The 17,383-nt window shown below is 38.4% G+C and carries 19 protein-coding genes; 14 read left to right on the forward strand and 5 right to left on the reverse strand.

Annotation, left to right across the window (positions count from 1 at the left end; genetic code table 11):
• The first annotated feature begins 45 nt into the window (after positions 1-45).
• Together HCH28_RS05835 and HCH28_RS05840 are read left to right on the forward strand one after the other, a co-directional pair.
• Positions 46-774 carry a tetratricopeptide repeat protein gene (locus tag HCH28_RS05835; RefSeq protein WP_255600748.1) on the forward strand — a complete coding sequence of 243 codons (729 nt, stop codon included), beginning with the start codon at positions 46-48 and terminating at the stop codon, positions 772-774.
• 114 nt (positions 775-888) lie between these two features.
• Positions 889-1,521 carry a LysE family translocator gene (locus tag HCH28_RS05840; RefSeq protein ID WP_004231229.1) on the forward strand — a complete coding sequence of 211 codons (633 nt, stop codon included), beginning with the start codon at positions 889-891 and terminating at the stop codon, positions 1,519-1,521.
• 30 nt (positions 1,522-1,551) lie between these two features.
• Here HCH28_RS05840 and HCH28_RS05845 read toward each other — a convergent pair whose 3' ends face one another.
• Both HCH28_RS05845 and HCH28_RS05850 read right to left on the reverse strand, forming a co-directional pair.
• On the reverse strand, positions 1,552-2,601 hold the full coding sequence (locus tag HCH28_RS05845) for a Cj0069 family protein (protein WP_221680189.1): 1,050 nt from the start codon (positions 2,599-2,601) through the stop codon (positions 1,552-1,554).
• A 160-nt stretch (positions 2,602-2,761) separates the two neighbouring features.
• The gene (locus HCH28_RS05850) at positions 2,762-3,679 is read right to left on the reverse strand and encodes a DMT family transporter (protein WP_221680190.1); all 918 of its coding nucleotides are present in this window, start codon (positions 3,677-3,679) and stop codon (positions 2,762-2,764) included.
• Positions 3,680-3,785: 106 nt separating this feature from the next.
• Here HCH28_RS05850 and HCH28_RS05855 point away from each other — a divergent pair, with 106 nt between their 5' ends.
• Both HCH28_RS05855 and HCH28_RS05860 read left to right on the forward strand, forming a co-directional pair.
• Positions 3,786-4,679, forward strand: a complete 894-nt coding sequence (locus HCH28_RS05855) for an AraC family transcriptional regulator (RefSeq protein ID WP_221680191.1) — start codon at positions 3,786-3,788, stop codon at positions 4,677-4,679.
• 98 nt (positions 4,680-4,777) lie between these two features.
• On the forward strand, positions 4,778-5,821 hold the full coding sequence (locus HCH28_RS05860) for a beta-carotene 15,15'-monooxygenase (RefSeq protein ID WP_221680192.1): 1,044 nt from the start codon (positions 4,778-4,780) through the stop codon (positions 5,819-5,821).
• 337 nt (positions 5,822-6,158) lie between these two features.
• On the opposite strand, the gene HCH28_RS05865 is transcribed toward HCH28_RS05860, so the two are convergent.
• Positions 6,159-6,623 (reverse strand): hypothetical protein, encoded by a 465-nt coding sequence (locus HCH28_RS05865; protein ID WP_221680193.1) that lies wholly within the window; start codon positions 6,621-6,623, stop codon positions 6,159-6,161.
• A 139-nt stretch (positions 6,624-6,762) separates the two neighbouring features.
• On the opposite strand from HCH28_RS05865, the gene HCH28_RS05870 reads away from it, so the two are divergent.
• The 6 genes from HCH28_RS05870 to HCH28_RS24930 all read left to right on the forward strand — a co-directional run bounded on the left by HCH28_RS05870 (position 6,763) and on the right by HCH28_RS24930 (position 11,263).
• Positions 6,763-6,945 carry a DUF4177 domain-containing protein gene (locus HCH28_RS05870; RefSeq protein WP_221680194.1) on the forward strand — a complete coding sequence of 61 codons (183 nt, stop codon included), beginning with the start codon at positions 6,763-6,765 and terminating at the stop codon, positions 6,943-6,945.
• A 193-nt stretch (positions 6,946-7,138) separates the two neighbouring features.
• Entirely contained in the window at positions 7,139-7,846 is a 708-nt protein-coding gene (gene bioD, locus HCH28_RS05875; protein WP_221680195.1) for a dethiobiotin synthase, read from the forward strand.
• Positions 7,827-9,203 carry an adenosylmethionine--8-amino-7-oxononanoate transaminase gene (gene bioA / locus HCH28_RS05880; protein ID WP_221680196.1) on the forward strand — a complete coding sequence of 459 codons (1,377 nt, stop codon included), beginning with the start codon at positions 7,827-7,829 and terminating at the stop codon, positions 9,201-9,203. Before bioD ends, bioA begins: the two co-directional genes overlap by 20 nt.
• Entirely contained in the window at positions 9,196-9,789 is a 594-nt protein-coding gene (locus HCH28_RS05885; RefSeq protein WP_221680197.1) for a biotin transporter BioY, read from the forward strand. Before bioA ends, HCH28_RS05885 begins: the two co-directional genes overlap by 8 nt.
• Positions 9,786-10,781 (forward strand): biotin synthase BioB, encoded by a 996-nt coding sequence (bioB, locus tag HCH28_RS05890; protein WP_048392330.1) that lies wholly within the window; start codon positions 9,786-9,788, stop codon positions 10,779-10,781. Before HCH28_RS05885 ends, bioB begins: the two co-directional genes overlap by 4 nt.
• Before the next feature lie 359 nt (positions 10,782-11,140).
• Positions 11,141-11,263, forward strand: coding sequence for a hypothetical protein (locus HCH28_RS24930; protein ID WP_004231260.1), 123 nt, complete (start codon positions 11,141-11,143; stop codon positions 11,261-11,263).
• Between the two features lie 43 nt (positions 11,264-11,306).
• Here the strand turns inward: HCH28_RS24930 and HCH28_RS05895 are convergent, their stop codons facing one another.
• On the reverse strand, positions 11,307-11,903 hold the full coding sequence (locus HCH28_RS05895) for a LysE family transporter (protein WP_369579343.1): 597 nt from the start codon (positions 11,901-11,903) through the stop codon (positions 11,307-11,309).
• 104 nt (positions 11,904-12,007) lie between these two features.
• Here HCH28_RS05895 and HCH28_RS05900 point away from each other — a divergent pair, with 104 nt between their 5' ends.
• The gene (locus HCH28_RS05900; RefSeq protein WP_221680198.1) at positions 12,008-12,562 is read left to right on the forward strand and encodes a helix-turn-helix domain-containing protein; all 555 of its coding nucleotides are present in this window, start codon (positions 12,008-12,010) and stop codon (positions 12,560-12,562) included.
• A 42-nt stretch (positions 12,563-12,604) separates the two neighbouring features.
• Here the strand turns inward: HCH28_RS05900 and HCH28_RS05905 are convergent, their stop codons facing one another.
• Entirely contained in the window at positions 12,605-13,768 is a 1,164-nt protein-coding gene (locus HCH28_RS05905; protein WP_004231267.1) for an aminotransferase-like domain-containing protein, read from the reverse strand.
• A gap of 128 nt (positions 13,769-13,896) precedes the next feature.
• On the opposite strand from HCH28_RS05905, the gene HCH28_RS05910 reads away from it, so the two are divergent.
• From HCH28_RS05910 to HCH28_RS05920, 3 genes are read left to right on the forward strand one after another with little or no spacing between them, the layout of a single operon-like run.
• Positions 13,897-15,294, forward strand: coding sequence for an aminotransferase-like domain-containing protein (locus HCH28_RS05910; protein WP_221680199.1), 1,398 nt, complete (start codon positions 13,897-13,899; stop codon positions 15,292-15,294).
• Between the two features lie 48 nt (positions 15,295-15,342).
• Entirely contained in the window at positions 15,343-16,581 is a 1,239-nt protein-coding gene (locus HCH28_RS05915) for a DNA polymerase IV (protein WP_004231271.1), read from the forward strand.
• Between the two features lie 24 nt (positions 16,582-16,605).
• Positions 16,606-17,358 (forward strand): alpha/beta fold hydrolase, encoded by a 753-nt coding sequence (locus HCH28_RS05920; RefSeq protein WP_221680200.1) that lies wholly within the window; start codon positions 16,606-16,608, stop codon positions 17,356-17,358.
• Positions 17,359-17,383: the final 25 nt, after the last annotated feature.

The following is a 17,383-nucleotide window of genomic DNA, read 5'->3' on the forward strand; positions in this document are numbered from 1 at the left end:
GATTTTTCTTTTGCGAAGGTGAGGATTTTAATGGTGGTAAAACAAATGAACGAGCAAGTTCAACAAGTCAATGACTTATTTTTGAGTGGTCAAGTTAAGGAAAGTTATCAACTAGCTAAAGAAATATTGGGCAATGATACAGCGATCGCAGAAGAGGCCTATCAAGTCATTCAGCACCATGTGGCAATGCTAGAGGCAAATGGGTATGCAAATATGCCTCAGCCTACTGACGACATAGTGAAGCAAAGTGTGGAACGTATAGATGGCTCGTATCCAGAACGAGATGTTCTCGCAGCTTATATAGGTAGTCAGGATGATGAGCAATTTGGTAAAGTGGTCGATGAATTATTAGCGGGACCTTTAGAAGCGCAGGCTAACGCCTATTATACAATGGCGGAATATTATGTCCTTGCAAAAGAACAGGATAAGGCATCCGTACAATATGCGGAGGCAATCAAATTGCAGCCCAATAAGGCATTGTATTGGGGAGCATTTGCACAGTTTTTAAATCGTCACGAAGGTAGCCCTTATTTGGCATTAAGACTGATTGAAGAAGCAATACTTCTAGATGGAATGAATCCTCGTTGGCACTATATTCAAGGTAATATATTTTTTCAGCTAGTAGCAGCGACAAAAAATTTAAGCTATTTACCTGCCTTGGAAGAAGCATGGGAGAAAGCTAAAAAACGTTGTACAGCTAAGCAGGTCACCTTGAAATTGGATTTGGAGAAGTCAAAAGATTTGTTAGCGCAATGGAAAAAGCAAATGCTCTAACAGGTAAAAAGACATGTAACTTTTAATAATTATTTCCTTTCAAGTATAATTATGCTATAGTGAAACCATAAACGGACGTATGAAGCTTATCGATGACATGAAAGAAGTGTTTTTTTGAGTTTATATGTAGCGTATGTATTGGTAGGACTTGCCATTGCCATGCCTGTAGGAGCTATTACAGTAGAAATGACAAAGCAAGGACTCAAAAATGGTTTTATGCACGGCTGGGCTGTTGGGCTTGGTGGTATGACCATTGATATTGTATTAGTTTTTGCTCTGTATATGGGACTAGCCTCCATCCTGGCTATGCCTATGATTCAACTCCCTATGTGGATTATTGGAGCGGGCTTTTTATTTTTGTTAGGCTATGATTCTATCAAGAACGCTGACCATGATATTACATTGGCAGGAGAAAAAGTAACCAAATCGTTTTTTGCCTCTTATTTTAACGGCTTACTAGTGGCCATTTCACCTGGTAATCTCGTTTTTTGGGTCAACGTATTTGGCGTGGTGCTAGCAAAATCTTATGGACAAGGGGAGTCAACGAGCTTTTTAATTATTGCTGCTGGTGTTTTAAGTGGAATTTTACTCCACGATATCGGTTTGCTGACCATTATCTCGGTTACTCGTAAAGCTATGAATCGGAAGATGATTAGGACATTTACAATTGTCGCAGGATTCTTATTGATTGGTTTTGCTTGTTATTTTATATATGAATTTATACAAGGAATTAAGATTTATATATGAAAAGTGCGATCCCTAAAGATCGCACTTTTTTTATTGCGCAATAGCCTCAGTTTGCTCTTTTATACAAGCTAAAATTTCTTCTGCTACTTCATGCGCTAATGCTAGTTCTGAAGTAAAGCCAACACAAGAACAATTCATCTCACCTAAAATATAGCAATCCTCTCCGTCTTCATTGGTATCTAGCATAAAGTCAGCTGTCCAGATAAGCGGTAAATCATAATTACCTAGTAGGTTTGTTATTTGAGGGAGCTGCTTTAAAAAGTTTTGTACCAGCTCTTGCCAGTCTTCAGGCTTGTCATAGCGGTATTGAGCGCCAGAGAATAGAGTTGCGCTAAAGGCATCCTCGGTAGCAGCTGGTTTTTTATGTACGACATGTACGGGATGATCGCGCAACATGAATAAGCGAATTTCGCCTTCTGTAATCCTTGGAAGAAAGCGCATATCGATTAACATACCATTCGTCCCCGTAATATACTGCTCACAAAATGTCATAAAGTCGCCAAGCTGCCAATATTCTACATGATTATCTTTTGCTTCAGTACATTTGATTTGGGCATCAAGTGGCACTTCAGTGATACCCTCTGCTAGCGGTTCCACTAATTTTACACGCCAAATACCTTCTCCAGTTGAACCACGATTTTGCTTCAAAACACGCTCTGTTAAGGCTAAGGAAGTAGGGAATTGTTTTTTGAATGCTTCGATTGTGTAGTAGGCAAATGTATCATCAGGTACTAAATTTGTTGTCGTCAGTTTTGATAATACGTCTTTTGAACCATAGCTAATCATGGCGTCTGGATGTGGCATCCCTATAATGCCAGCTTGGCATAGCTCTCGTAGCATAGCAAAGTACTCTTCCTCATGCTGTAAGTTACCTGGGTTAATGCGAGATACATAGGCAACACCATATTCCTTCACGTAGTGAAAGATTTCCTGCTTTTTTGTGATATCAAAGAAGAGTACCTCTGCATCCTGTCCACGTTGCTGTAGTGCTTCTACCATTGGCATTGTATCTGGGCGATAGCCATCTGGTCCTTTATCTGTGCCGCCTTCCACCTCGAAAAAAATAACTTTTTTATCCATAAAATACCTCCTTCTATCTGTTATTATGTTCAGTATAGTAGACAAATAAGGAGAAAAGATAGATGAAATATGTAAATTTTATGTATAAATTCATATATTGCTATCTCGATAATAGGAGGTATTAACTATTAAAGTTCACAACTCTCTTAATTTTCTGTTCTTAAGGCTGCTTTTTCTGAAATACTGTGAGATATAAAATCATAAGAAGAATTAGCAATGTACCAATAAACTGATAGCCGCCAAAAGCAATTTTTAACCACCAAACACTTGTGATGACAGCCATTAATGGTTCAAGACTACCTAGTAGGCTTGACTCCTTTGGTGAAAGATAGTGCAAGCTAGCAATATAAAACCAAAAAGCGAGCATTGTCCCAAAAATAACAATAAATAAAAAATAGGCAATGGTTGAAAACGTCCAATCTGATAGATCGATAGCCCATGGTGGGTGAGCTATACTCATTACTATACCACCGATGATCATCGACCAGCCGACAACTAGTAATGAATGGAATTGCTGTAAAAGTGGGACGGCATAAATGGTATAAAATGCAACAGAAAGACCCGATAAAATACCCCACAACACAGCCATAAAAGGAACGGACAATGTTGAAAAAGAACCGTTTGTTAATAATAAAAAGGTCCCCACAAGTGTAAGTGACACAGCTATACCGTCCTGCTTTGTCAATGGACTTTGCCTCGTTAGAAAATAATAAGCCATGATAAACAGTGGTGCTAAATATTGCAATAATGTGGCTACAGCTGAATTACCAATAGCGATTGACATCATATAGGTATATTGGACAGCAAGCATACCGAGTAAGCTAAATAAAATTTGTCTAAAAGCATTTTGCTTTGTGCGCCATATGACGAAAATGGATTCATGCCGATGGGTCATTTTATAAATAGCAATTAGTAACAGACCTGCTAAAAGTAAACGACTAGAAACAAGCCAGCCGACCTCTAAATTGTCCTGCTGAAATAGTCGTTGGGCAACGGTCCCTCCGATTCCCCAGAAACTTGCTCCAAGAATAACTAGTAGAAAGCCCAGTGTGCGTTTATTTTGAATAATTTGATTCATCTGTTTACATCTCCTAAACTATCAATATAAGATGATTATAAAGTGATTAAATCCAAATAAATATCGATTTAATCCAATAAAATATCAATATATTGAGGTGTTATAGATGCCGTTAACACATATTAAAATTGCTAAGGATTTACAAGAATTAACCTTGCACGGAACGAAGGAATTTCCAGTTGCCTTGTATGAAACAATTATGCGATTAGAAAGTATGGATTTTCTACCTCTCCATTGGCATAAAGAAATACAATTTGTTTTTATAAAAAATGGATGTGCACAGTATCGAGTGGGGACGGACGTTTTTGTATTGAAGCAAGGCGAGGGGCTCTTTATTAATGCCTCCGGCTTACATGAAGCGAAACCTTATCAAATTGAACAAGCGATCGTTTATTGTGTGAATGTAGATCCAAAGTTATTGGGAGGGCATGAGGGCAGTATTTTTTTCTCAAAATATGTAGAACCGTATATTACAAGTAATCGAATACCTTATGTCAAACTAACAGGAGAGTTAGCACAGAAAATAGCAACGATTGCGGAATTAATGCGAGAGCAAACCGCTTTTTTTGAGTTAAAAGTACGGAGAGAGCTTCTATTTATTTGGGAATCCATGCTAACCCAATCCTTATTGACAGAAAAAATAATGGATTCTGCCACTATTGTGCAGCATGAACGAGCAAAAGCTATGCTAGATTTTTTACACGCACATTATCAGGAGAAAATAGCATTAGAAGATTTAGCTAGTCATGTGTATATAAGTCGCGCTGAATGTAGTCGTTTTTTTAAGAAAATAGTGGGCATGACACCGTTTACCTATTTATGCCAATATCGATTGCGCAAAAGTATAGAATTATTGAAAGGTAATGAGCGATCTATAACAGAAATAGCTGTTGATACAGGCTTTAGTACTGTCAGTTATTATATTGAAAAGTTTAAAGAATACACTGGCTATCCGCCACATGTTTATCGTAAGAAGTTTTTAAGTGTGAAAAATAATTGAACGTGAATGGAATTAGGAACATCTTTTATTCTCAAATTCTATACAAGATTAACCATTTGGCATAAAGTAAAATTATTAGTAGAGAGGGGGCATTATGAATGATGGTCTTAAAAAGTAAGCAAAATATTTGGCTAGCCTTATTATTAGTGGTATTAGCGAGTAACTATACACTCTATAATACAGGATTTGGCACATCCCTTTTACCTATCGAAACAAATGGTGTTGTCATGGGCTCATTGATTGATTGTATTGTGGTGGTGCCTGTGCTACTTATGCTTTATAAAGGAAAATTTTCATTAAAGCAAGCCATACTATTAGCTGCAGCTGGCTGTATTGCTGCACGTTTTATCATTCCAATGGAACACCTTCAGCCTTATGTGGCAGTGACATGGGCTGGCTTTGCGATTGAAGGGTCTATTATTCTAGTAGAAATTATACTAGTGGTAACTCTTGTACGATACCTGCCAAAAATCCTAGGGGAAGTGCGGAGAAGCTCTTTACCAGATCTCTTTTCATTTTCAAAGGCTGTAGAAAAACATGCTCCCAAGCATCCAGTTATTCAGATGATCTGTGCTGATTTATTAGTGCTTTATTATGGTTTCGCGAGTTGGAAAAGACAAGAACGACAAGGTTTAACGTTGCATAAAAATTCTAGCTATATCGCTTTTCAGCTCATGATTATTCATGGGATTGCTATTGAAACGATTGGTATTCACTGGTGGCTACATGAAAAGTCAATGATACTTTCCATTGTGTTGCTTGTTTTTAATATTTATTCAGTAATTTTCTTTCTTGCGGATATGCAGGCTATTCGCCTAAATCCTGTTTATGTCACAAATGATACATTGTACTTATCTCTGGGATTAATGAAACGTACTGAAATTCGTTTTGATCATATTGTTGAAATCATAGAAGACAAGGAGCGATTAGAGGGGAAATTATCAAAAGATACGATAGACTTTATAGCACGTGATTTTGGTGAGGCCTATCCGCACTTTATTTTGAAAATGAAAGAGCCTGTGGAAGTAACGTTTATGCTAGGGATCAAGAAGCACTATAGTCACATAGCCATTAAAGCAGACCAGGTTCAAGAATTTAGACAAATGCTTGCGCAAGGGATGGCAATGAGCCAACATCATTGAAATTATTGAATAGTGTCCTATATATAAATAGCTAATGTTTTGTGATAGAAACATTGGCTATTTTTTTATTGATTGACTTGAAGCAACACTCTCTGTATAAAAAGTCTTTACCTCCATAATATCTAGATCATCTTCCACTATTAAAATTTTCTCGTTCGCATATCCATCACCTTCCTATTTCAAATATACCAATTTTTGTTTGAGTTGGGAATTAGAAGATTTAGGACTCGCATAATTTTAGAATCCTTCATAACCTTTAGGTCAAAATAATCAAGAGAGTTTACTAAAAATAAATAAAGACTTCAATTTCCCATTAGAAAATGAAGTCTCTAAAAAATTAATCTAGGTGTGCGATAGCATTGAGTAGATCATCACGGATGGCCTCCCAAAATTGCTGTTGAACACTATCACTGTACGTATAAAGCTCTTTATGTTGAACATGGTCATAGATGGCAGCGATCGTTTCTTGATGAAAAGAGAGACGATGGTTTAATAGCTCTCGTTCTTCTTCAATACAAAATAGTTTATAAATATCGGATAAGCGTTCAAACTTTGCTAATTTCTGTGTCATCACTTCATATTGTGTTTGATGAAAACGCCCTACGGCAGAAGTCATGGAAATTTTTGCCCGATGCTCTGCTTGTAATGTCCGATACTCCTCTTGACGGATGGCCACACGATACCAAAATTCATAACGATTTGGTAATTCTTTTAGTTCATAGGTAAGTAATGATTTTAAAATTGAATGCACTTGTTCATATGTATCGATGATCTTCGCTGGTTCTTTAAAAATGCCAAACATACTACCACCCCCATGTAGTTTAATACTACGAGTGAAGATTAAAATCCTTTAAAATAATCATAATATTCAAAAGCGAGAACCTACTAATTATTGAAACCTTGACTCCGTAGTTACGTAAAGATTTACAGGGGGTGAGTCAATGTATGAGTATAAATTTGTACAAACACATTTAGGTAGCTTTTTTCAGGAAGCTACCTATCGGAAAACAATCGAAGAATACGCGAAGCAAGGTTGGCGTTTAGTGCAAGTATTGCCGATTGCTTATAATGGACATGGGAAACCAACAGACTATGAAATCATTTTTGAGAGATTACTATCATGACGATCAATGAACGCTAGATTCTTGCCATAAAGGGTGGGAGTTTAGCGTTTTCTTATTTTAATACAAAATTTGCTGTTTTTATTAACAAAAATAGTGTATTCAGAAAAATATAGAAATAGCATTTACAAAACAAAAATAGATGTGTTAACTTAAATAGTGTTAATAGTTAACTTAAAAGAGGGAGAGGTTAACAATGCAACATTTTTGGGTTGTCGGTACAGATACGGATGTTGGAAAAACGATTGTCACCACCATGTTGATGTATCATTTACAAAAACAAGGCTTGAAAGTTTCACCATACAAGCCTGTGCAAACAGGAGAGGTCTACGAAAACGGTCGTGGCTACTATTATCATGATACAGCCATGTATGAAAAGTATTCCTTACAAAAGCTTCAACAAGAGCACCTCAATAGCTATTCATTTAGAGAAGCTGCATCGCCACATTTTGCTGCGCAACTGGAGGGGCAGCAAATTGATGTCAATGAGCTAATATTGCGGATTCAATTATTACAAGCGTCCTATGATGTTGTGATATGTGAGGGAGCGGGTGGGCTTTTTGTTCCTTTTACTGCTCCCCATGGGAAGACGCTGCTTGATGTCATCGTCAGTAGCAAGCTGCCAGTAGTGCTTGTTACAAGGACATCCCTAGGGACGATCAATCACACATTATTAACAATAGAGGCATTGCGCGCTCGTCAAGTTGATGTTCTTGGCATAGTGTTTAACGGGGACACGGGCAGCAGTATGGAGCAAGATAATATACAAACGATTTTACAGTACCATTCCTTACCCTATGCGATTATTCCAAAGCTACAAAATTTGTCACAGTTAATGGATTTTGCTATGACGCACACCACACTGTTTGAAAGGCTTTTTAACTATGAAACAAGCATTAACTGATTTACAGCTAAGAGATTTACGTCATGTTTGGCATCCATGCTCACAAATGAAGGACTATGAAGCATTTCCACCCATCGTCATAAAAAAGGGACAAGGCGTGTGGCTTTATGACGAACATGATCAGCGTTATTTGGATGCTGTATCTTCTTGGTGGGTTAATTTATTTGGACATGCCAATCCGCGTATTAGCCAAGCTTTAAGTGAGCAAGCATTTACATTAGAGCATACGATCTTTGCTAATTTTACACATGAACCAGCCATACAGTTGGCTGAAAAATTAACAACACTCGCACCACAGGGATTACATAAAGTCTTTTTTGCCGATAATGGCTCATCTGCTATTGAAGTTGCATTGAAAATGAGTTTTCAATACCATATGCAGACAGGGAAACCAGCTAAAAAGCGCTTTCTCGCCTTGACGGATGCCTATCATGGAGAAACCATTGGTGCTTTATCCGTGGGAGGGGTAGGGCTTTACAATGAAGTTTACCAGCCTCTGTTATTAGATACTGTTCGTGCCAAAGGACCAGATTGCTTCCGCTGCCCATTTCAGGAAGATCCAGCAAGTTGTAATGCACCATGTAGTCAATTTGTCGAGGAACAACTTCAAGCTCATCATGAGGAAATCACGGCAGTTATTATTGAACCATTAATTCAGGCTGCAGCAGGTATGAAAATGTACCCGCCTGTCTATTTACAGCGCTTACGGGCATTGTGCTCACACTATGATGTGCACCTCATTGCAGATGAAATTGCAGTTGGTTTTGGTCGGACCGGTACATTGTTTGCCTGTGAACAGGCAGACATCATGCCAGATTTTATGTGTTTATCAAAGGGGCTAACAGGTGGTTATTTACCATTATCTGTTGTCTTAACGACGGAGCAAATCTATGACGCTTTTTATGATGATTACGGAACAATGAAGGCTTTTTTACATTCGCATAGCTATTCAGGCAATACATTGGCCTGTCGTGTGGCATTGGAAGTGTTAACGATGTTTCAAGAGGAACAAGTGATGGAGATGATTCAGCACAAGGGACAATACATGCGAGCGTTAGCCATGGAAGCTTTTCGTGATATGCCCTATGTGGGTGAATACCGACAAGTTGGTTTAGTGGGAGCGATTGAACTAGTGAAGAACCGGCTGACAAAAGAAGCGTTCACCATTGAGGAGCGAATCGGCTATCAAATATATCAACGGGCTTTAGCGAAAGGCTTACTCATCAGACCGCTCGGCAATGTTCTGTATTTTATGCCACCTTATATTATTTCTGAAGAGGAAATGTCCTTTATGATTCATACAACGAAAGAGACAATCGAACAATTTTTCAAGGAAAGGGGGGCTAAGATTGGGTAAGAGACATCAGACACTAGCGCTTGTCATGATTGCCATGTTCGCTGCTCTAACAGCAATCGGAGCTTTTGTTAAAATTCCATTGCCTGTCGTACCGTTTACATTACAAATTGTTTTTGTATTTTTAGCAGGCTGTTTATTGGGTAGTCGGAATGGTTTTTATAGTCAACTTGTCTATATCGGCGTGGGCTTAGTAGGCTTACCTGTTTTTACACAGGGTGGTGGTATCACATATGTCTTACAGCCAACTTTTGGTTATCTGATTGGCTTTGCCCTAGCCGCCTATGTGATTGGGCTCATTATTGAAAGAATTGAGACGCCGACGAAAAAGCATTTTATTGCAGCAACAATTATTGGGCTAGTTATCATTTATGCTGTGGCTGTTCCTTATTTGTATGTAGCATTGAATTTTTGGTTAGACATGAAATCAAGCTGGTCACATGTGTTTGTTGTCGGCTTTTTAAGTAGTATTGTCGCTGATTTTTGCTTAGCTATTACATCAGCGCTATTAGCTGAGCGCTTATATAAAGTATTTCAGTCTGCAAGAAATGTGAAATTTTCACACGTAGAGAGGGAGAATGTAATATGAATTATTACCAATTAGCACAAGAAGTAATTGCTGGGAAGATCATTAGCAATGAAGAGGCACTTGCCATATTAAATAGTGAGGATGATGAGCTATTACAGCTTATGGATGGTGCTTTTACGATTCGCCGTCATTATTATGGTAAAAAAGTTAAATTGAATATGATTATGAACGCCAAAAGCGGTTATTGCCCGGAGGATTGTGGCTATTGCTCCCAGTCCTCTAAATCAACGGCTCCTATTGAGAAATATCCATTTATTACAAAAGAGGAAATTTTAGCAGGTGCAAAACGAGCGTTTGACAATAAGATTGGGACGTATTGTATTGTAGCCAGTGGTCGTGGGCCAACACGTAAGGATGTCAATGTTGTGAGTGAGGCGGTTGCTGAAATAAAAGAAAAGTATGGCTTGAAGGTTTGTGCCTGTCTTGGCTTACTAAAAGAAGAACAGGCACAGCAACTAAAGGAAGCGGGGGTGGATCGTTACAATCATAATTTAAATACATCGGAACGTCATCATTCCTTCATCACGACCTCACATACATATGAGGATCGTGTCAATACGGTAGAGATCGTGAAAAAGCATGGAATTTCACCTTGCTCGGGTGCCATTATTGGGATGAAGGAAACAAAAGAGGATGTCGTCAATATTGCACGCGCCCTCCATCAATTGGACGCTGATTCTATTCCTGTAAACTTTTTAAATGCAATCGATGGCACAAAGCTAGAAGGGACAAAGGATTTAAATCCCCGCTATTGTTTAAAGGTTTTAGCTTTATTCCGCTATATCAATCCGACAAAGGAAATCCGTATTTCGGGTGGTCGTGAAATCAATTTAGGCTCACTACAGCCACTCGGTCTCTATGCAGCTAATAGTATTTTTGTTGGGGATTATTTAACAACAGCTGGACAGGAAGCGAATAGCGATTATCGCATGCTGGAGGATTTGGGCTTCGAAATTGAATTAACACATAAGCAAGAAGAAGTATTTTGTTAAACTTATGACATGTAAATCTACTACTACAGCAAAAACCGTACTTTTGTACGGTTTTTTGCTGTAGATGAAAAGAGACGGATAGCCGTGTAATGTAGTGGATAAAAATTGAAAAGAGAAGGAAAGACCTGACATCACTGGCTGTTTATATACCTATAAAATCAAGGTTTTCACAAATTGTTCAATGAAAGCGTTTTGAAATTGAACAGTTTGTGAAGACCTTCACATAAAGCTTTCTTTTTGAAAAAATCAGCGTAAAATAAGAATCAAGTAAGGAATTGTTATAAAACAGTTGATAAGTCGTATCACAAATTTTGGTGGTTGTTATATTACAAAAATATTGAGTGAAGGGAGCTTTTCACATGTGGGTTATTACAGTTTTTGATAAAAAGGACGTTCGAATTTTTGAGTATGCGAGCAAAAATGAGGCAACAGAAGCTTTAGCAAAATTCAAGAAAAATGCCGTTTTAACGTATACAAAATAAGTTGCTGATGAAGCAGCCCTCTACCGACAGAGGGCTGTTTTTTTTAATGTACAACAATGGAAACAGCACTGTACATTAATAATAGTGCCATGATCATGTTAAACGGTTTTCGGTATTGCTGTAGAATCTTTTGAAAAACGGAGCCACATAACGCCCAACTAAATGTACTGATTACACCTACTAGAGCTAAAAAGAAAGAGAAAAATAGATAGCTTATGTAGGATGAGTAGTAGGGTAGGATGTAAGTTGCGACAACAGTAAGACCAAATAAAATACCTTTTGGGTTAATAAATTGAACGAACGCTCCTAAAAAAAATAGGTTTCGTTTTTCTTCTTCGTTGTCGGGATCCTCTAATTCTTTGCTTGTTAAAATTTTATAAGCCAGGTACAACATATAGCCTACACCAAATATGGTTAAGGGTAATTCAATGGCAGGTAAAATGTTTAACATGACCGTGTTAAAAAAGCTACTTAAACCAATAATGATGAAAAAACCAATCCCTACACCTAAACAGAATGGAATCGTTTTCGCTAAACCATATTGTTTAGCAAAAACCATCGCCATAAAATTATTAGGGCCAGGTGTAAAACTTGTAATGATGATAAATAATAAAAAGGAAAATACAGGAAAAATAATCACCTCTTTCAAGTTGTATGATATAATGCACGAAACAGACTGTATAACGTCGGTCTTTTTATTATACAAAACGTACGTTATATTGTACATACAAGGAGGGCTTTTGGATGGAAGAAATTCATCTAGTCTTTGCGAGGAATTTAAAGGCAATTCGAGAAAGGGAGAAATTCAGCTTAGAGAAGGTTTCTCAGCTTAGTGGCGTGAGTAAAACGATGATTGGTCAAATTGAGAGGGGAGAATCCAGTCCAACTTTGACAACGATTTGGAAAATTGCAAATGGATTAAAGGTTTCGTTTACAGAGCTTATTCATCCTCCCCAACCTGAGACGGAGGTTATTCGCGGTAAAGAGATTCAAGTATTGAAGGAAGACCATGGCCGATATATGGTATATCCTCACTTTCCCTATCAAAAGGATAGTCGCTTTGAAATTTATACAATTGAAATCAAACAAAATGGAACGTTAGATGCTGAGGCTCATCGAGAAGGAACGGAGGAATATATAACCGTTTTCGATGGGGAATTAATCATCCATATTCAGGGTCAGGATTATCGATTAACAAATGGTGATGCTATACGATTTAAGGCTGACCGTCCACACACATACAGCAATCCAGGTAGTACAGTAACACGACTTAGTATGACTATTTACTATCCACATTAAAAAACGTATAAACGCTTTTCACAGCGTTTATACGTTTTCGTTTTATAAAATACTAGCTAAACGTTTAATTCCCTCACGGATGACTTCAGGTGTTGCATTTGTATAGTTAAGGCGCATTGTATTCACATTCGTTTTTGATGTATAGAATGGATCGCCAGGCACGAAGGCTACCTTTTGTTCCATCGCTTTATTGAATACATCAAGGGCCGGTGTACCGTCCTTCATTGTTGCCCAAATGAACATGCCACCCTCAGGTCGTGTATATTCAACATGGGCAGGGAAAAACTCCTGCATCGCATCAAGCATCGCATCCGACTGATTTTTATATAAAGCAATAATTTTCTTTACATGTTCTGTATAATCATTACTTGCTAAGTAATCGTAGATAACATATTGTGAAAAAATATTAGTATGAAGATCAGACGCTTGCTTTGCTGTTTCAATATGCTGCAAAAGCTCTTTGTTTTTTGTGATAATAAAGCCGAGACGCATACCTGGTGTGACCGTTTTAGAGAAAGAACCTAGTAAAATACTATTTTCTAATTTACCAGCACCGATATATGGAAGTGGCTCCCCTTGGAAACGTAGCTCCCCGTATGGATCATCCTCAATTAAAGCAACATCGTATTTTGCTACTATTTCACAAATTTGCTCACGCTTTTCTTTCGAATATGTGAGTCCTGTTGGGTTTTGGAAGTTCGGCACCGTATAAATGAATTTTACATTTGGTTGTTGTAGGGCACGCTCTAGCTCTTCTAAGTTTAGGCCATCATTTTCTAGCGTAACACCATGGAAAGTTGGCTCTGTTAAAGTAAAGGCTTGGATAGCCCCTAGGTAACCTGGCTCTTCGATGATAATGCCATCGCCTTTATTGATAAGTACTTTACCAATAAGTTCAAGCGCTTGCTGTGAACCTGTAGTAATAAAAACATCGTCAGCATGTACATCAAGTCCATGGAGACGTTGATATTTCGCGGCAATATATTCGCGCAATGGTGCATAACCCTGTGTAGATGAATATTGGAATAATCGACTGCCATTTACTGTAATAGCATGATCTACGGATGCTCTCAATGCATCAATCGGGAAAGAAATAGGGTTTGGAAGCCCACCTGCAAAGGAAATAACGTCCTCTGCATCTGTCACTTTTAAAATATTTCGAATAAATGAGGATGGTGTTTTTAAGATTCTTTCAGAATATTGCATAATTATCGGTCCTTTTTTTCTGATTTTTTAAAAATTATATCATTGTCATCGTGTGCATACAATATTATCATTGTATGCAAGACAATTAAACTATTGTATGCAAATTAAGAGAAAGAAGGGCCTAGTGAATGCCTATTAATTCATTTGACGAGTATCCAATGAGTTGGAAGCCGGATATTAGCAATATTTCTGCTCCGTTATATATAGCCATCGCACATCAGCTAGAACAAGATATCAAGGATGGAAAGCTAGTACCCGGTACAAAATTGCCACCCCAGCGTGAATTAGCTGATTTTTTAGATGTGAATTTGAGTACAATTACAAGAGCCTTTAAGCTTTGTGGCCAAAAAGGATTAATCTATGCCTCGATTGGCAGCGGTACATTCGTTTCAACAGATGCGGCTAGCAATAAAATGTTACTCCCAACCAACCATGCCACACCTATCATTGAAATGGGCTCTGTTTTACCAGATAATTTTGTTAATGATGATATTACACGCTTTATGAAGAAAATGATAAACGAACCTAGTTTTAGCATGCTATTTCAATATGGACGACCTGAGGGCAATGCATGGCAAAACGAAGCCGTGATGAAGCTACTCGAACTAGTAAATTTTCAAACAGATCAGCCAATTCTTCTAGGAGCAGGCGGACAAAATGCCATTGTAGGAACCCTTGCAGCTTTATTTCAGCCAGGCGACCGCATTGGTACAGATCCAATTACTTATGCAGGCATTAAAACAGCTGCAAATATGCTCGGTATCCAGCTTGTGGCTATCCAACAATGTCAGGGTGAAATGACAAAAGAAGGATTACTATATGCTTGTAAAAATGAGCATATCAAAGGAGTCTATGTGATCCCTGATTTTCATAACCCAACGACTCATACGATGTCAGTAGAAACAAGAAAAATGATTGCAGATGTGGCAAGACAGAAGGATTTGCTTGTGATCGAGGATGCTATCTATAGCTTTCTCAAGGAGCAACCACTTGCTCCGATTGCTTCTTATGCACCCGATAAGGTTATTTACATTGCTAGCCTATCTAAAACACTATCACCTGGTTTACGATTATCCTTCCTTGTGACACCGCCTGCGCTACGAAAAAAAATAGTGGAAACGCTCTATAATATCAACATTTCCGTTTCTCCTATCATGCTGGAGCTTGCAGCACGATTAATCCATGAAGGTGTTGCCCAAACGATATTAGAAAAACACCGAGCATATGCCAAGCAGCAAAATGCGCTTGTCGATCAGTATTTAGGGGATTATCACATATTAGGGGATGAGGAATGTATTTTTAGGTGGCTCCAATTGCCTGACAAATTTACGGGTGTTCAATTTGAATTGTTAGCTTCGAAAGCTGGTGTACAAGTCTATGCAGCGGAACGCTTTGCCGTAGGGAACACAAAGCCTGTCAATGCCGTTCGTTTAGCCATTGCAGCGCCAGAATCTCAACTTGAGCAAGCGTTAATTATTTTAAAGGACCTCCTTGAAAGTAATGGTGATTATGCATTTGTTGATTAGAGGTTATGGGGCGTATAATAAGGCTAAGAAAGAAACGAGGTGATGAACATGGCACATAAAGGGCGTGTTATTTTACATGTGGATATGAACAGTTTCTATGCTTCTGTGGAGCAAGCACATGACCCAAGTTTAAAGGGGAAGCCTATCGCAATTGCAGGGAACCCAAAGGAACGGCGTGGCATTTTAGTAACTTGTTCATATGAAGCAAGAGCGCTAGGCATTTATACAACGATGACTGTTCATGAAGCGAAGCGTAAATGTCCTGAGCTATTGTTATTACCTCCAGATTTTCAAAAGTATCGTCATGCATCTAAAGAAATGTTCACCATTCTTCGAAGCTATACACCATTAGTAGAGCCTGTTTCGATTGATGAGGGCTACTTGGATGTGACTGAGCTAAGCAAGGAACGGCATGCCTTAAGTATTGCCCAGGAAATACAAGCGCGCATTTTAGCTGAGCTGGATTTACCTTGTTCCATCGGTATTGCACCGAATAAATTTTTAGCGAAAACAGCCTCTGATATGAAGAAACCAATGGGGATTACCGTACTACGAATACGGGATATTGAACAGCAATTATGGCATCGTGAGGTTGTCAACATGCATGGGATTGGAGCAAGTACTGCTAAAAAATTAAATGCACAAGGCATCTTTACAATAGGTGATTTAGCTAAGACAGAAGAATTTAAAATGAAGCAAATTTTAGGGAAGAATGGGGTACGGCTTCGAGCAAGGGCCAATGGAGTGGATCAGCGCATGGTCGATCCTGAGGCAATCTTTGATACGAAAAGCGTTGGGAATTCAACAACATTACCAGAAGATGTAACAGATGTTCGTACACTTCATAAAACAATCGAAGGTCTATGTAAGAAAGTGGTGGAGCGTCTTGATGCCAAGCGCTTAGCAGGTTCCACTGTAAGCATTCAAATTCGTGACGCTGATTGGCATAATCATACGCGTTCGAAAACAATGTCCAATGTCCTGTATCGTTATGAAGAAATTTACGACATTGCTTGTACTTTATTTGATAAGCATTGGGATGAATCTCCTGTAAGATTACTTGGTGTAACGGTTTCCAATGTGGTGGATCGTAAAGATTATTCACAGCAATTATCGATATTTGATTTTCAAGAGCATGCGAAAGATGAACCGATTCTCAAGCTTGTCGATGAAATTGAGGGACGGTTTGGCAAGGGGATTATAAAACGTGGTGTAGATTTAGGAAAACGTTCCTCCTATCAATCACAAACGAGCTTTAGTAAAGATTTTTTAGATGACCATGAATGAGATAGAATGAAAGTAGGTGTATCTATGCAATACAAGGAGTATGGGGATGCTAACAATCCTTTCATGATGTTTATTCATGGAGGGGGCGTTGGAGGGTGGATGTGGGATCAGCAAGTTCACCATTTTTCCCATTATCACTGTGTTATACCTGAGCTAATGACACACAATCCATTTTCCATTGAACAAAGTGCGAAAGAGCTTCTTCTCCTTATTGAGAAAAACGCCAATGGGAAGCCTGTTATAGTAATTGGTTTCTCTTTAGGAGCGCAAATCGCTATTCAAATGCTAAGTCTACAGCCTAGTTTAATCGATTTTACGATCATCAATAGTGCGCTCGTGATACCCTCTCCTACAGTAGAAAGGATGCTTCAACCGTTTATTCGGCTGTCATTTCCGCTTATAAAAAATAAAACATTTGCGAAACTTCAAGCAAAAGCCCTGTACATTCAAGAAGATTATTTTGAGCGTTACTATCAAGAGAGTGCCACGATGAAAGTAGATACATTGATTCAAATTTTGCGAGAAAATATGTCGTTTTCCATCCCAGCTGACTTTAACAAAGCTCAGGGAAAGATCCTAATAACTGTGGGAGAAAAAGAGAAAAGCAACATGAGAAAATCAGCTAAAGCACTTGTGCGAAGTCATCCAAATAGCAAGGGTGTGTTATTGAAGAACATCGGTCACGGCGTCTCATTAGCCCAGCCTGCATTTTTTAATCGCTTTGTAGAGAATTGGATTAAGGATGGTCAATTACCTGAGGGGACAGTTATTCGGTAGGGAAACCCCATTACGAATCGTCATC

The sequence above is a fragment of the Lysinibacillus sp. K60 genome (assembly GCF_019731275.1).
Classification (GTDB): domain Bacteria; phylum Bacillota; class Bacilli; order Bacillales_A; family Planococcaceae; genus Lysinibacillus; species Lysinibacillus capsici.

Coding starts and splice junctions, on each gene's coding strand:
- HCH28_RS05870 (WP_221680194.1), top strand. CDS start 6,763: ATGTATGAGTATAAATTTGTACAAACACATTTAGGTAGCTTTTTTCAG.
- bioB (WP_048392330.1), top strand. CDS start 9,786: ATGAATTATTACCAATTAGCACAAGAAGTAATTGCTGGGAAGATCATT.
- HCH28_RS05835 (WP_255600748.1), top strand. CDS start 46: ATGAACGAGCAAGTTCAACAAGTCAATGACTTATTTTTGAGTGGTCAA.
- HCH28_RS05860 (WP_221680192.1), top strand. CDS start 4,778: ATGATGGTCTTAAAAAGTAAGCAAAATATTTGGCTAGCCTTATTATTA.
- HCH28_RS05915 (WP_004231271.1), top strand. CDS start 15,343: ATGGCACATAAAGGGCGTGTTATTTTACATGTGGATATGAACAGTTTC.
- bioD (WP_221680195.1), top strand. CDS start 7,139: ATGCAACATTTTTGGGTTGTCGGTACAGATACGGATGTTGGAAAAACG.
- HCH28_RS05845 (WP_221680189.1), bottom strand. CDS start 2,601: ATGGATAAAAAAGTTATTTTTTTCGAGGTGGAAGGCGGCACAGATAAA.
- HCH28_RS05865 (WP_221680193.1), bottom strand. CDS start 6,623: ATGTTTGGCATTTTTAAAGAACCAGCGAAGATCATCGATACATATGAA.
- HCH28_RS05905 (WP_004231267.1), bottom strand. CDS start 13,768: ATGCAATATTCTGAAAGAATCTTAAAAACACCATCCTCATTTATTCGA.
- HCH28_RS24930 (WP_004231260.1), top strand. CDS start 11,141: ATGTGGGTTATTACAGTTTTTGATAAAAAGGACGTTCGAATTTTTGAG.
- HCH28_RS05850 (WP_221680190.1), bottom strand. CDS start 3,679: ATGAATCAAATTATTCAAAATAAACGCACACTGGGCTTTCTACTAGTT.
- bioA (WP_221680196.1), top strand. CDS start 7,827: ATGAAACAAGCATTAACTGATTTACAGCTAAGAGATTTACGTCATGTT.
- HCH28_RS05920 (WP_221680200.1), top strand. CDS start 16,606: ATGCAATACAAGGAGTATGGGGATGCTAACAATCCTTTCATGATGTTT.
- HCH28_RS05855 (WP_221680191.1), top strand. CDS start 3,786: ATGCCGTTAACACATATTAAAATTGCTAAGGATTTACAAGAATTAACC.
- HCH28_RS05900 (WP_221680198.1), top strand. CDS start 12,008: ATGGAAGAAATTCATCTAGTCTTTGCGAGGAATTTAAAGGCAATTCGA.
- HCH28_RS05910 (WP_221680199.1), top strand. CDS start 13,897: ATGCCTATTAATTCATTTGACGAGTATCCAATGAGTTGGAAGCCGGAT.